The organism is Proteus vulgaris (assembly GCF_016239305.1).
Classification (GTDB): domain Bacteria; phylum Pseudomonadota; class Gammaproteobacteria; order Enterobacterales; family Enterobacteriaceae; genus Proteus; species Proteus vulgaris_C.
This window is the reverse complement of record NZ_JAEHOQ010000034.1, coordinates 13,564-28,799: the sequence shown is the minus strand read 5'-3', so window position 1 is coordinate 28,799 and position 15,236 is coordinate 13,564. Positions and strand designations below refer to the sequence as shown.

Below are 15,236 nucleotides of genomic sequence, written 5' to 3'. Positions count from 1 at the left end.
TAGCGTCATTTAGGCGCAGTCGGTAACAAGCCCTTATAGGGCAAGAGCAAACCACCCGTTTTACGGGTGGTTATGATTAAATATAAAAAAACCGACCCTATTTTGGGTCGGATCCTAGGTAAGAAAATATTGCACGGAAGGCATGTAAAAAGCAAAAAAATAACAAAGTGTCAATATCAAAGATCTAGCAATTTTACAAAAGGTTTAAAACTTCACTTCCAGCTAATAAATAAGCACCAGCACCATAATCCATATTATGTTCAAACTTCACTTCACGAGGGTTAAATGCTGGAAGTTGAACCCAACCTATCATGCCATTGTCATGAATACAGGTTTGCAATGCTGACCATGCCTTATTTAAAGCAGGAAAATAGATTTCTTTCTCTAATACTCCCTGATTAATTCCCCATGCAAGTCCATAACAAAATAGCGCTGTTGCTGAACTTTCTGGTGCAGGAAAATTATCAGGATCTAACAAGCTTGTTCGCCAAAAACCATCTTCATGTTGATAATCCAGGATGGATGTCGCTAATTCTTTAAACAGTGCAATATAACGCTCACGACCATGATAATCATCAGGCATATATTGAAGAATACGAGGTATCGATGCTAAAACCCAACCGATGCCACGGCTCCAAAATACTTTTGCACCGTTAGCTTCACGTAATTCATTACTTTGACCATCAGGAATATAGCGATGATCACGGAAAATAAGCCCAGTTTCAGGATCACGTAAATGGTCAATAGCATCCCAATAAGCTGTGTGCATATAATCTAAATAGCGTCGCTCATTAGTAATTTCAGCTAATGCAGCAAAGCCTGGCGGCGCCATAAAGAGTGCATCACACCACCACCAGTCTTCGCGACCCAGTTTCGGCTCATTGAGCATAATATCGAATGCTTTTATTATTGGTTCAATTACCTCAGCCTGCTCAAAAAGCGGGCTAATAGCCAGATAAGCTTGTGCACAAACATGATCATCTGCAAAACGCGCGTTGGGGCCTGTTCTAAACCCAGTATGTAAAGTGTAATTCAGCACACCATTAAGATACTCTTCATCTTGCGTTGCTTGCCATGCTGCACTTACACAACTCCATAAAACACCGCGCTCCCAATCTGTATCTTTAATAAAACGGGTTTTACCGCTACGGCGACGAACACTGCGAACTTGATTAGCCGATTGATAACGATAAACTCGTTTCATATTTTGTAATACAAACTCTCTTTGCAAAGCCTCTGTATTAGCGTGTTCCATCCTATTTCTCCATAAAGTTAACGAGCCAGCCAACCACCATCGACCGCAATGGTGTATCCATTAACATAATCACTGGCTTTAGACGCTAAGAAAATAGCAGGACCTGCAACATCTTCGGGAACTCCCCAACGCCCTAACGGTATTCGTTCTAAAATAGCCGCATTACGTGCATCATCAGCACGTAGAGCGGCAGTATTATCCGTTGCCATATAACCCGGAGCAATTGCATTGACATTAATATTGTATTGAGATAATTCAGTAGCCAGTGCACGAGTTAATCCCATGACTGCAGATTTACTTGCTGTATAGGAAGGAACTCGAATACCGCCTTGATAAGAGAGCATAGAAGCAATATTAATTATCTTTCCACCTTCACCTTGTTTCACAAATTGCCGAGCCACTTTTTGAGATAAAAAGAATAAAGTTTTCTGATTAATATCAATCACATCGTCCCAATCTTTTTCACTAAATTCTAAAAGATCTTCTCGACGAATAATTCCTGCATTATTCACCAAAATATCAATACGCCCCATGACAGAAACAGCTTCATCCACCAGCGCTTGTAACCCATCTTGTTTCATTAAATTTTGTGTAATGTAATGAAAACGACGACCCAATGCTTCAACTTGCTGACGAGTTTCAGGTGCATCTTGAATCCCCACCCCCACAATATCTGCACCTGCTTTGGCTAAACCAATAGCCATACCTTGACCTAAACCAGTATTACAACCTGTAACAATGGCAATCTTGCCATTTAAATCAAATAAATTCATAGCAGTAACCTCTCAGGTGTGGCTTTATTGCCACACCTTTTTTATAAGTAGGGTAAGAAGAAAATGTGACTATTCGTGGTTATTTCAGATCTTTCATTGCCACATGATCCATATCGTGGAAGACCTGATTTTCACCGACCATTCCCCAAATAAAGGTATAAGATGCCGAGCCCACACCTGAGTGAATTGACCAACTCGGACTTATGACTGCTTGTTCATTGCGAACAATCAAATGACGAGTTTCTGTTGGTTCTCCCATATAATGGAATACCACGTTGTCATCTTTCATATCAAAATAGAGATACACTTCCATACGACGCTCATGAGTATGGCAAGGCATGGTATTCCATAAGCTACCCGGTTCAAGAACCGTCATTCCCATAGATAATTGACACGTTGGCAGAACTGAAGGGTGTAAGAATTTATAAATAGTACGAACGTTACAGTTTTCTGCATTACCAATTTTTTCTGGTGACGCTTGCTGTTGCGTTATTTTGCGCGTTGGATAAGTATGATGAGCGGGTGCACAGTTCATATAAAAACGTGCTGGTGTTTCCACATTGTCACTCATAAATTCAACACTTTTCGCACCCATTCCAATATAAATGGCTTCACGAGGACCAATATCAAACACTTCACCATCAACGACCACTTTTCCAGCGCCACCAATATTAATGGCACCTAACTCACGTCTTTCTAAAAAGAAATCAACGCCTAATGCCTTACCCGCCATTAACGCTAAAGGCTGTGTTGTAGGAACAATACCGCCAACAATAATACGATCTATATGGCTATAAGTGAGATTCATTTCCCCTTCACAGAATAGGTTCTCTATCAGGAACTCCTTACGAAGCCCTTCTGTATCAAGCCTTTTAGCATGTTCACTATGAATTGGCTGACGAATTTCCATTATAAATACCTCATTTTTACTGATGGGTGCATAACTAAAGAGCTATACATTTTCCCCGGATACAGAGTAAATACGATTTCCTCTGATGAATGTATCGGTGAGATGAAAACATTCATCCACCACAGCAAAGCTGGCATGTCGCCCTGCTTTGATATAACCCAATTTGTCGCCGATACCGAGATACTCCGCTGGGATTGCAGTCGCCATTTGTACAGCTTCCCATTCGGGTACATGCGCAAGTTGCACCATATTTCGCAATGCACTATCTAAGCTACAGGTACTCCCAGCCAAAGAGCCATCTGCTGTTTTTGCCTGACCTTGAGTAACACTCACTGTTTGCGCACCCAGCGTATAATCACCATCAGGCAACCCACCTGCACGCATACAATCTGTAATTAATGCAAGTTGTTGGTAGCCTTTCATGCGATACGCTAATTGCATCATCACTGGATGAACATGAATGCCATCAGCAATCAACTCCGCCAATACATTGTGATATAACACCGCACCACAACATCCCGGCTCACGGTGATGAAGTCCCGTCATCCCGTTATACAAATGCACACCACAATCAGCACCATGCAAAAACGCATCTGAAGTTTGCTCGTAAGTTGCCGCTGTATGCGCCACACTTGGCTTAATACCTCGATTGACCAACCAATCAATCGCCTCCATTGAGCCTTGTGCTTCTGGCGCAACAGCGACACGCAATAATGTGTCACCTGCACTTTCAAGCAATGTTTCTAACTCTGATATTGTCGGTGCTTTTAGATATTTCACCGGATGAGAGCCTCGATGGCGCTCGGTAAAATAAGGCCCTTCTAAAAAGCTCCCAAGCAATAACGCCCCGGATGTTTGTGGCTTTGATAAGAACTCACGTACCTGTGATAATGCGAGGCGAATATCATCCATAGGCGCAGTAACCGTCGTACCCACCCACGCAACAACGCCTGTTTTCACTAAAGCATCAGCAATGATTTGCAACCCTTGTTCAGTTGCATCCATAACATCCGCACCTTCACGACCATGGATATGGATATCCACAAAACCGGGTAATAATGATTTCCCTTTTAAGCGAACAATAGGGCAATCTGTTGGTGCTTGCGGGGTTATCGATTCAATGACATCGCCCTTAACACAGACATAACAGAGATAACGAATTCCTTCAGGTGTAAACGTTCTATCTGCCAAAATGGCATATCGCTGACTCATAAGCCGTCTTCTTCATCAGCATCATTGCTGTTTATTTGTGCCAATTGCTCACGAATATCTTGAATGCTCTCTTGACCTATTTCGCGTAACGTTTGTACTAACTCTGACGTTGAACACCCTTCTCGTTCAAAAGCCGCATTAACAATCATTGGTAGATTCACCCCCGCTAATACTTCAACAGCAGGATTTTGCATCATAATGGCCATTGCTCGATTACAAGGGGTTCCACCGGGTAAATCTGTTAAGAACAGATATTGCTGACATGACATTGAGTTAATCGCTTCACGCATTTTTTCTTCAAGTTCATCAGGAGAAATTGACTCAACAAAATCGATAAATGCGATATCTTCTTGCTCGCCGGCAATCGCTTTTACGGCTGATGCCATACCAGAAGCAAAATTAAGATGTCCTGAAACAATAAGACCTATCATGAGTGACTCCTTGCGGGCAGCAGAAGACTCTCCTGCCCGTTTATAGCAAGTTAATAATGTATTTCGATTGACAATAACGACGGTGGTAAAGGCTTTCTGTTATAAGAATCCTAATACGTGGCCGACAACGCCAAATGCAAGAGTTGAGAAAATCAATACCGGAGGCTTACCCCAAAAACCGGTGCTTTTTACCATTTTGTACATCAGAAAAACTAAGCACAAAGGCAGTAAATTCGGCATGATTTTGTCAAAGAGCGCACTTTGCAATTCGACCACCTTTCCTCCTAGCTCTAACGAGGCAGTGGTTTGCACCTTGATAAAGGTCGCGGAGAGCGCCCCGATGACAAAGATCCCCATAATATTGGCGGCTTTAGCCAGTTTTTCAGTGGCATCGCTCATATTGACCATCGCAGCGGTTCCCGCGCGATACCCCATAAACATCAGCCCGAAATACACTAGAAAGTGCACGATTTGATATAAAAAGAAGAAAACAAAAGGCCCAGCAATAGAACCTTCCATTGCAATGGATGCGCCCAATGCTAATGTCAGTGGCATTAAGGTCATATGGTCAATAGCGTCACCAATACCCCCTGTTGGCCCCATTCCGGCAACTTTCATCACGTTAACTGTTGATGGTTTTTCTTTGTTTTCTTCCATAGCAACGGCTGTACCTAGCAAAAAGGTAAACAGCTTAGGGCTAGCATTAAAAAATTGCAGATGGTTTTTTAATGATGTTGCATAATCGCGTTTATTATTCCCATGAATTTTCTTTAATGCAGGAATAATTGAGAAGGCAAATCCGCCACCTTGCATACGTTCAAAGTTAAAGTTACCTTCCATAAATAACCCTCGGAACGCACACTTCCAAAGATCACCTTTAGTGATAACTTTTCTGACCGTGGTATCTTGATACTCATCAATGCCATCAATCAAAGAACCCGTTTCTGGTTTATCCTGCGTTTTCAATACGGTGCTGTTATCAGATACCATCTTCGAAATCCTCATTCTGCTGACTTGTATTTTTGTTGTTACCACTAAAGAAGAAGTAGAGTGCAGCGGCTGATGCGCCTAAAATAGCGACAGCCATAATTGGGAGTTTTAAATAGGTTGTCATAACAAAACCAATGAAGAACACACCTGCAACTTCTTTTGACCACATGATTTTTAACAACATTGCGAAACCAATGGCCGGAACCATCTTCGCGCCAATACCTAGACCTTCAAGCAACACTTTCGGGGTATTATCATCAATCCACTGAGCCGCATGCTCTCCGAAATAGACCGTTACAAAGGCAACCAAGGCATAGAGTAATGAACGTACTATAATCGTGATAATCAATAGCCGTGACACACCAGCGGCATCGGCTCTTTCTGCATATCTATCAGCTTTTCCCATAGTAAAAGCAGTCATTGCAAAGAAGCCGATCACCAACATTTGCATTAACACGGCAATTGGCATACCAATACCCATAGCAACTTCAGGTGATTGATTTGTCATTACCGCAAAAGCAACAGCAGCAATGGTGCCTAATGTTACATCTGGTGGCTGAGCCCCGGCGTTAGGAACAAGCCCTAACCAAGCAAGTTCTAATGTTGCACCCGCAATCAATCCAACCTGCATATCACCCATAATCAGGCCGACAACAGGCCCTGTAATTAATGGGCGATGGATATTTAATGCAACGTCATACTTATCTATACCGCAAAAGAAGGCCCATAAAGCCACTAAAGAAGCTTCAAAAATCATAAATAATCCTCAAACCTGCTAATGCAGGTTTTTTTGCTCAGAAATTTATCAAGCTGATGCGAGTGTTAACACATCAACAGGTGTCTGATCGGGGGTGTTTTGAATTGTGCAAGTTACTCCATTTGCAACAAGGCGTTTAAACGCATCAATATCGGTTTCATCAACAGATACTGTTTTTGCAATTTGGCGTTTCCCTTCATGAAAATGCATATTGCCAACATTACAATGGGTAATGGGCACGCCACCTTCCACTAAACGGGCAACATCTCTCGGGTTATTACACAACACAAAAATTTTCTGACGAGGTGATGCTTTGCTAATAACATCAATGGTTTTTTGAATAGAGAAGAAGCGAACAGCATATTCACCGCCTGCTGATGCTTTCATTCCAGCTTGCATGAATGCGGCGTTAGGGCCTTCTGCTGCGTCATCATTAGCCACTAAAATCAGGTTTGCTTCTGTATGTTTTCCCCAGGTAATGCGGATTTGACCATGGAGTAAACGTTCATCAATGCGGGTCCAGACAATATTCGGTGTGTTCATGATTAGCTCTCTTATTATATTTTATTAATTTAAAGCAGACTGTGTGTCGTCTTTTTTGTATGAGAACGGATAAATAGTGACGCCTTGTACAACGCGATTGATTTCTCCTGTTGGAGACGGGTTATCAGGCGTATTCCCTAGTGCAATGGAACTGTGAAATGCGAATGATTGCGCCAACATCAAGTAAGGGAACAATAGCGCCACATCAGAACAGTTCTCTAACGCAGGAATATAAACAAAACTCTCAGGCGAAAAAGCTTTATCATTTAGTGCGGTGATCGCGATCACCTTGCCTGATGCATTATCGTGAATAACCTCTCGTAATAAGTCAGTCTCATATTGACGTGTGTAAGGATCATTAGAGAAAAACATCACCACTAAAGTTTCTTTATTTACGATAGACTTAGGCCCATGTCGAAAACCTAATGGAGTATCAAAGCTCGCAACCACTTTACCCGCTGTAAGCTCTAACATTTTCAACGCAGCTTCTTGTGCTAAACCTTGCAATCCACCGCTTCCTAGATAAATAACCCGTTTAAACTTACCTGCGTATTTATCTCGAATAATTTGATTTGCTTTATTAAACTGCGCTTTATAGTGGCTAAAAAAAGGTGCGATAGAATCACTAAAGACGTTATCCCCTAAAAAAATAGTCACCGCAGCCATCATCATGGATGAAAAACTAGAGGTCATTGCTAAAGAACGGTCATTGGATTCTTCAGGCATCAACAATGCGAATGCACTACTGTTATTTTGGCAATACTGATAAAGCTTGCCATTTGCATTACATGTCAGCACTAAGTGATAACATTGAGATAGACATTCAGTCGCAATATCTAACGCCGCCACACTTTCAGGGCTATTCCCTGAGCGTGCAAAAGAGATTAATAACGTTGGGATGTCTTCTGCTAAATATTCTTGTGGATCAGCCACTAAATCGGTTGTTGCAATCGCATCTACTCGACGTTTTGTATGACCACTTAAAATAGGAGCTAATGCTTTTCCAGCAAATGCCGACGTACCTGCGCCTGTTAAAATAATTCGCGCATGAGGTACAGCGAGCGCTTTATCTAAAAAGACTTCAATATCAGCACGTTTCTCTTTTACTGATTGCCATGTTTTCTTCCAGCATTCGGGTTGTTGCTCAATTTCTTTTGCAGTCCAAAATGCATTCAGTTGCTCTAATTTAGCGGTCTGATAGCTTAAATATTCCATGGTTTCCCTCAATTAATGGACATAGCACGCATCGGCATACACCGATAACACATCACGAATTTTCGCAATAACAAAAGATCTAGGGGATCCGTCAATCATGCCTTCTCTAAATTGGGTAAATTGATAAGGCAGATATTGACTCAGTAATGGCAGTGGAATTGGTTTAACGGATAAGTTATCCATTAGCGTGTCGATAGCGGCATTAATTTCAGCATCAGGCCAGTAATAGCGAATACGGTCACTAAAACTATACACTCGGGCAAAGGATTGTTGACGCTCATCACCGTGATAATATTTTTGCCAAAATCCAGGCTCACGGCACATCAGTTGTTCCATTTTCTCACGCAATTTAGAGCACTGTTCTTGCGGAAATAAAGTCTCTTCAATGGCACAAAGTGCGTATAAACCTTCACGCATAGCAAACGTTAGTGCAGGCCCAACTTTTAAAATAGCGAAGTGATCGTGCACTAATTGTTTATAAGCTTCTTTGGTTTGATAGTCCGTTGAGTGTGCTTCAAAAACAAGATGAGAATAATCGTTTACGACTTGGCTTAATGCTTGTGCTTCTTCTGATTGGTAGTCAATGATACCCGTATGATCAAATTCGACCCCTGGTTGAACTACCAAACCAATAACACGTTCCCAACAATCCCCCACACCAGCATGTTGAAAAGCTTGGCGATGGCATTCTAAAGTTTTACGCGCAGCATCAGGTGAAGTAATTTCAACAGTATCAAGTTCTTCAGCAGCACCACCCGGAACAGGTACTTCTGTACCAACAACATAAACAATATCACTAGAGCCAAAAATCTCTTTTGCTGTATTTTCTGCAATCACAGCAAGGCGTGCTGCACGAGATGCTACAATTTCATCAGTTAAAGGAATAGGATCGTCAGCACAAGACATACTGCAATCAAGGTGGATTTTTTTGAAACCAGCGGCAACATAATGTGCAATCAACACATCTGCATTCGTCATCGCTTCTTCAGCGTTAAGATGTTGCCAACGATTAGGCCCTAAATGGTCGCCACCAAGAATAAGCTTTTCGATAGGAAAACCAACATTTTCAGCTTGTTCAATAACATATTGGTAGAAGTCAGCGGGAGTCATTCCCGTATAACCACCAAACTGATCAACCTGATTAGAGGTGGCTTCAATTAGCAGAAAGGAATCATTATCCAGCGCTTGTAATAGAGCTGCTTCTATTACTAAAGGATGGGCAGAACAAACAGAATAAATACCATTCTGTTTGCCTGATTTGTGTTGCTGAACAATCTTTTCTAAAGGATGCATTAAATACTAACTCCATAATCAACACCGGCGGTGTTGCTAATGGAGTTAGCAAATTACGATGCCTTATCGTCGACGATAATCACTTCGATTTTGTGATCTTTCAGTTCCTGAATATATTCTTCAGGGATACCTGAGTCGGTCACTAATATATCAATATCACCAAATTCTCTGATCATATGACAGCTGCGTTTACTGAATTTCGTAGAATCTGCAACCGCAATAATCGTTTCTGAGATATCACACATTAAACGGTTAAGACTAGCTTCCTGTTCATTGTGTGTGGTAATACCAACACGTAAATCGAATCCGTCAACACCTAGAAAAACCTTATCAAAACGGTAATTTCTAAGACTACTTTCAGCTTGTGAGCCTGAAAAAGACAACGCACTTTTTCGCAATACACCACCGGTCATTAATACTTCCACACCTGAGGTATTTGCTAACTCCATTGCGACATCCAGACCGTTAGTCATGACCACTACATTTTCGCGCGACTTTAAATGTGTCGCGATTTCGCGAGTAGTTGTCCCCGAGTCAAGAATGACGGTGTCCCCATCCTTTATCAGCGTTGCGGCTGCTTTCCCGATTAATGTTTTTATGCCCGCGTTTTGTCCACGTTTTTCGTGGATACTCAATTCGGCAATAAATCCTGTATTAGGAATTGCTGCACCATGAGAGCGAACGATATAACCATTTTTCTCAAGAAAACTTAGATCGCTGCGGATAGTGACACTTGAGACTTTAAATAATTCAGCGAGATCTTCGACTCTGGCTTTACCTTGTTGGTTTACCATATCGAGGATTTCCATACGCCTCTCAACTGCCGCTTTCACTTTCGTCTCCTTACGAAACCAAAAGACACTCTTTCGATTGGTTTCGAATGTAGTTTACTACGCCAATTTTAACCGACAATGCAAAAAAACAAAACTTTTGATCTCTTTCACAAAGTTTCGATTCATCATCGATTGCTTACGATTATTTTCGTGTCATTTCAATGATAGCCTTCAGGCCATCAGTTTCCAATAAATAAAATGATATAACGCAACACTATACTTATGATTACACCATATATAGCTAGATAAAACACAATAACATAGATTTAATTTCGTCCTATTTCACAAAAATCAGATTAAAACTTCATAGAATTCATTTATTTTCGAAAAGCAAATCAAAAAAAATAGCTCAAATAGTCAATAGAATATGAAATAGTATCGAATTGAAAGTACTTTTATCGAAAATAACGGTATTTACCTTTCGATAAAATCTTTCATTTACTTTCGATGTTTCGTATTTGTGATTTTAATCTCTTTTGTTTTGATAAATTTTACGTAATGTAACAGGATAAAAAAGAAACTCAGGAAATGACTAATGGCATTAAATCAACCTGCTTATTTTCATATGATGGCAAAACCTACAAGCTACCACTGTAATATTAAGTGTGAATACTGCTTTTATCTGGAAAAAGAAAATATTTTTCAAGATGAAACAAAAGAGACAGGCCATACCGTAATGCCAGATGGTGTACTTCGTCGTTATATTAAAGACTATATTCAGTCACACGGTGGAGATCAGGTTGATTTTTCTTGGCAAGGTGGTGAGCCAACGCTTGCAGGATTAGCCTTCTTTGAGCAAGTCGTCAAATACCAAAAGCAATTTGCTAACGGCAAGACAATTACAAATAGTGTACAAACCAATGCAATTGCCATTAATCGCCAATGGGCACAATTCTTTGCTGATAACCACTTTTTATTAGGTGTATCAATTGATGGTATTGAAGCTGTTCACGATAAATATCGTATTTCGGTCAATGGAAGCCCTACTTTTGAACGAGTGAAGCGTGCAATTAAGTTACTCAACGAATATGGCGTCGAATTTAATACACTCACTGTCGTTAATGATCAAAACTGGAATAAAGGAAAAGAAACTTATCAAGCCTTAAAAGCGTTAGGTTCCACTTTCTTTCAATTTATTCCCATTGTCGAAGTCGATAGGCGTTTTCCTCATACTCACGGGGGACACTATGCCCCGGGTCCCAATGCACAATTAGCACCGTTTTCTGTTCCCGCCGAAGGCTACGGGCAATTTATGGCTGAAGTATTTGATGAATGGGTACGGCAAGATGATATCGGGAAAATATATATCCGCTTATTTGACAGTTTATTAGGCACATGGATGGGATATCCAGCATCAACCTGTATTCAATCTAAAACCTGCGGTCAGGCATTGATCATTGAAGCCAATGGTGATGTTTACTCTTGCGATCACTATGTCTATCCCGCCAATAATTTGGGTAATATTCATCAAAATAGCCTTGCTCATTTAGTCACATCAAAACAGCAACAGCGCTTTGGCCAAAATAAATATGATAAACAAACTAGCCTTTGCAAACAGTGTGAGGTGCAAAGCTTATGTTATGGCGGTTGCCCTAAACATCGCATTATTGCTATTGAAGGCGAAAAACATCGCCATAACTACCTATGTCGCTCTTATAAAAAAATATTTCACCATACCGCGATAGGTATGCAATTAATGCAACAAGCTATTTCGCGTGGAGGTCTTGCTAGTGATGCACTTCCTGCGATGAAAAAAAACTACTTAAAGTAACTCTTTTTATTTTATCTTGCTTATTCTGGAGACAATCCGTGATCTTACCTTCTGTTAAAAAAAGCTTACTCGCTGGGCTGATTGCTACATCATGTTTAAGCATCCCAATCACTACCAATGCAGGTGGTACACCTGAAAAGCCGAATATTTTACTGATAGTGATGGATGATTTAGGAACAGGGCAGCTTGATTTTGTACTGGATACTTTAAATGTCGATGAATTAGCACAAAGACCAACACCGCCACGTTATGAAGGCGATATCAATAAGATGGTTAAAGCTGCACGCATTGCAATGCCAAATGTCAGTGAAATGGCTACAAATGGTGCCAAAATGACCAATGCATTTGTTGCTCATCCTGTTTGCGGCCCTTCTCGAGCAGGTATTTTTACGGGGCGTTCTCCTGCAAGCTTTGGTACTTATAGTAATGATGATGCCATTTTAGGTATTCCCAAAGATATCAAACTATTGCCTTCACTTTTCCAAGAAAATGGCTATGCCACAGCCAGCATTGGAAAATGGCACAATGCAAAAGTGATCCGCAAACCGAAAATTAATGAAAGTAAACAAACTCGCGATTATCACGACAACATGATCTCAACACCAGAAGTGGGTTACGCACCTCATGAACGTGGTTTTGATTATGACTTTAGCTATTACGCATCGGGTGTGGCTTTATGGAATTCGCCTGCATTTTGGCGTAATGGTGTCAATGTTCCAGCTCCGGGCTATACCACGCATCTTTTAACAGATGAGACCTTAAAATTTATTGATGAACATAAAGATAAACCATTCTTTATTAATCTCTCCTATAGCGTTCCTCATATTCCGTTGGAACAAGCTTCACCCGCTAAATATATGGAGAAATTTGATACTGGTAATGTTGAAGCAGATAAATACTTTGCAGCCTTAAATGCAGCCGATGAAGGTATTGGTCAAATAATTGAAAAATTAAAAGCGAATGGTGAATTAGAAAATACACTCATTTTTTTCTTATCCGACAATGGCGCAGTTAATGAATCACCAATGCCAATGAATGCAATGGATAGAGGCTTTAAAGGACAAATGTTTAATGGTGGGGTTAGAGTACCTTTTATTGCCTATCAACCCGGTACAATTCCAGCTGGTACAAAGAGTGATGAGATGATCTCCGCACTTGATATTTTACCGACTGCACTACAAACAGCAGGTATTACTATTCCTGACAATCTAAATGTTGAAGGGAAAAACATCATGCCTTTACTCAAAGGTGAAACAACAAAATCTCCTCATAACTATCTTTATTGGGCAGGCCCAGGCACTAAACATTACAGTGAAGAAAACCAAGAATTTTGGCATGGATATCACCAATGGATAACCTATCAACGTAAAACACCGCCTACGAATCCTAATTTAGAAAAACTCTCTAAAGGTGCTTGGGCTGTACGTGACGGTGAATGGGCACTCTATTTTTATGATGACGGAAAAAATCAGCCTCAACTTTTTAACGATAAAAATGATCCAGCTGAATCAATCGATCTTGCCAAACAAAACCCACAAAAAGTAACAGAGCTAAAAAATGCGTATTACCAGTGGATCAAAGATAAACCAAAGCCCGTTCTTTGGGGGCAAGATCACTATCAAATATTAGTGGATTCTGCAAAACCTTAATATTCAACTTCCGTTTTGTTTCGCAAGGATGCGTCTTTTTTCTGAGATACGAAAATGGCTATTAAAATTGCATCTTCAGTACGCCCCAAAATCCCTTATGAGCACCCAAACGTAGAAATCTACCAACGCTTATTTAAGGAAAATATTATTCGACGATTAGTCAGAAAATCAGCTTATCGTCGCTATGATAAAACGATCACTGACTTTTTTAATGATGAAAATCAGTCGCTTTTCTCTTTATGTGAAATGCTGACACAGTATGTCACACAGGCTTTTCATCATTACCAAGTCTGGGGTTACTCTCATGCTTATTATCCCGGAAGTCCTGGACAACAAACAGCCAGAACAGATGCCCTTGAAGGAGTGAGTCGGGTTCTTCCTTTATTGGCTGCATGGATTATCAGTAGTAAAAAAAGCACCTTAATGGGATTAAATCAGCAAGCATTTAATTTACCCTTAATGATCAAACAAAGTTTTATTCATGGTACTGATCCGCTTCATAAAGGATATTGGGGAAAACTTGAAAATTACGATCAGAGAATTTGTGAAGCGGCAGATTTAGCGCTCACACTTTGGATAAGCCGTGAATGGGTTTGGGATACATTAACACCAGTAACACAACAACAAATTATTGCTTGGTTTGAACAAGTTAATCACTGTGAAATTGTTGATAATAATTGGCATTTCTTCCCTCTTACCGTCCAATTTGTCATTAAAGCACTCACAGGAAAAGACTCGATTGCACATTGGCGTTATGAACGATTAAAAGAGTTTTATGTTGGTGATGGATGGTTTCGTGATGGCGCAAAAGGGAATTATGATTATTACAATGCGTGGGGCTTTTACTATTCACTGTATTGGTTAGCACAAATTGACCCTCAATTCGATGCGACATTTATTACTCAATCACTTAATACTTTTAATCAACATTACCTTTATTTTATGACCCCAAAAGGTATTCCTTTTTTTGGTCGTAGTGCCTGTTATCGCCTTGCGGTTTCTGCGCCATTATTAGCGGGTGTCGATTTACATTGCCCTTCAGTCAAAGTAGGCGAGGCAAAACGCGCCTTTGAAAGTAGCTTACGTTATTTCATTTCCCAAGGCGCATTAAAAAATGGCGCCCCAACTCAAGGTTTATTTACTCACGATCCCCGTTTAGTTGATAATTACAGTGGTCCTGCTAGTAGTTTTTGGTCATTACGAGCCGTCATTATCGCGCTTTATTGTGCCGATCGTATCAATTTATGGCAAACACCTTCACTTCCTTTACCTATAGAAAAAGATAACTTTCGTTTCGAAATTCCCGCGATTAAAGCTTTAGTGACTGGAGTGAAAGCAACGCAAGAGGTAACCGTCATTTTTTGCGAAGATTATACAACTCAGCAAACCCCATTAACTCGCCGTTTAGAAAAACAGACCTTAACACAAAAAGTCGTTGAAACCGTGATAGGACAGTCAAGACGACCTAAAAATAATTTATTACGCAAAGGGATCACCAGTTATAGCTCGAAAATGGCACATTTTTTTTGATCGCCTTTCATTTGCTTTCAGTGCGAAGGTAATAAAAATGTGATTTAGATCTTTTACCTTTCTATTTCTTTCGT

General features: G+C 40.5%; 14 protein-coding genes. 3 read left to right on the top strand and 11 right to left on the bottom strand.

Annotation, left to right across the window (positions count from 1 at the left end; translation table 11 throughout):
• Positions 1–193: 193 nt before the first annotated feature.
• From JEP40_RS17765 to agaR, 11 genes are all read right to left on the bottom strand, one after another.
• Positions 194–1,255 carry a glycoside hydrolase family 88/105 protein gene (locus tag JEP40_RS17765; RefSeq protein ID WP_198624640.1) on the bottom strand — a complete coding sequence of 354 codons (1,062 nt, stop codon included), beginning with the start codon at positions 1,253–1,255 and terminating at the stop codon, positions 194–196.
• Positions 1,256–1,272: 17 nt separating this feature from the next.
• Positions 1,273–2,028, bottom strand: coding sequence for a 2-dehydro-3-deoxy-D-gluconate 5-dehydrogenase KduD (gene kduD / locus JEP40_RS17760; RefSeq protein WP_198624639.1), 756 nt, complete (start codon positions 2,026–2,028; stop codon positions 1,273–1,275).
• A gap of 79 nt (positions 2,029–2,107) precedes the next feature.
• Positions 2,108–2,938, bottom strand: coding sequence for a 5-dehydro-4-deoxy-D-glucuronate isomerase (gene kduI / locus JEP40_RS17755; protein WP_198624638.1), 831 nt, complete (start codon positions 2,936–2,938; stop codon positions 2,108–2,110).
• Between the two features lie 42 nt (positions 2,939–2,980).
• On the bottom strand, positions 2,981–4,150 hold the full coding sequence (nagA, locus tag JEP40_RS17750; protein WP_198624637.1) for an N-acetylglucosamine-6-phosphate deacetylase: 1,170 nt from the start codon (positions 4,148–4,150) through the stop codon (positions 2,981–2,983).
• Positions 4,147–4,581: a PTS galactosamine/N-acetylgalactosamine transporter subunit IIA gene (gene agaF, locus JEP40_RS17745; RefSeq protein ID WP_198624636.1), complete on the bottom strand. Its 435-nt coding sequence runs from the start codon at positions 4,579–4,581 to the stop codon at positions 4,147–4,149. Before agaF ends, nagA begins: the two co-directional genes overlap by 4 nt.
• 99 nt (positions 4,582–4,680) lie before the next feature.
• Positions 4,681–5,571, bottom strand: coding sequence for a PTS system mannose/fructose/sorbose family transporter subunit IID (locus JEP40_RS17740; protein WP_198624635.1), 891 nt, complete (start codon positions 5,569–5,571; stop codon positions 4,681–4,683).
• Positions 5,561–6,328, bottom strand: a complete 768-nt coding sequence (agaW, locus tag JEP40_RS17735; RefSeq protein WP_198624634.1) for a PTS N-acetylgalactosamine transporter subunit IIC — start codon at positions 6,326–6,328, stop codon at positions 5,561–5,563. The genes JEP40_RS17740 and agaW overlap by 11 nt, the downstream gene beginning before the upstream one ends.
• 48 nt (positions 6,329–6,376) lie before the next feature.
• Positions 6,377–6,871 carry a PTS N-acetylgalactosamine transporter subunit IIB gene (gene agaV / locus JEP40_RS17730; RefSeq protein WP_198624633.1) on the bottom strand — a complete coding sequence of 165 codons (495 nt, stop codon included), beginning with the start codon at positions 6,869–6,871 and terminating at the stop codon, positions 6,377–6,379.
• 24 nt (positions 6,872–6,895) lie between these two features.
• A complete protein-coding gene (locus JEP40_RS17725) occupies positions 6,896–8,086 on the bottom strand; it encodes an SIS domain-containing protein (protein WP_198624632.1) in 1,191 nt (396 codons plus the stop codon).
• A gap of 12 nt (positions 8,087–8,098) precedes the next feature.
• Entirely contained in the window at positions 8,099–9,379 is a 1,281-nt protein-coding gene (gene kbaZ / locus JEP40_RS17720) for a tagatose-bisphosphate aldolase subunit KbaZ (RefSeq protein WP_198624631.1), read from the bottom strand.
• A gap of 53 nt (positions 9,380–9,432) precedes the next feature.
• Positions 9,433–10,212, bottom strand: coding sequence for a transcriptional repressor AgaR (gene agaR, locus JEP40_RS17715; RefSeq protein ID WP_198624630.1), 780 nt, complete (start codon positions 10,210–10,212; stop codon positions 9,433–9,435).
• Positions 10,213–10,747: 535 nt separating this feature from the next.
• Here agaR and JEP40_RS17710 point away from each other — a divergent pair.
• From JEP40_RS17710 to JEP40_RS17700, 3 genes are read left to right on the top strand one after another with little or no spacing between them, the layout of a single operon-like run.
• Positions 10,748–11,983 carry an anaerobic sulfatase maturase gene (locus JEP40_RS17710; RefSeq protein WP_198624629.1) on the top strand — a complete coding sequence of 412 codons (1,236 nt, stop codon included), beginning with the start codon at positions 10,748–10,750 and terminating at the stop codon, positions 11,981–11,983.
• 38 nt (positions 11,984–12,021) lie between these two features.
• On the top strand, positions 12,022–13,632 hold the full coding sequence (locus tag JEP40_RS17705) for a sulfatase (RefSeq protein WP_198624628.1): 1,611 nt from the start codon (positions 12,022–12,024) through the stop codon (positions 13,630–13,632).
• A 54-nt stretch (positions 13,633–13,686) separates the two neighbouring features.
• Positions 13,687–15,162, top strand: a complete 1,476-nt coding sequence (locus tag JEP40_RS17700) for a DUF2264 domain-containing protein (RefSeq protein WP_198624627.1) — start codon at positions 13,687–13,689, stop codon at positions 15,160–15,162.
• Positions 15,163–15,236: the final 74 nt, after the last annotated feature.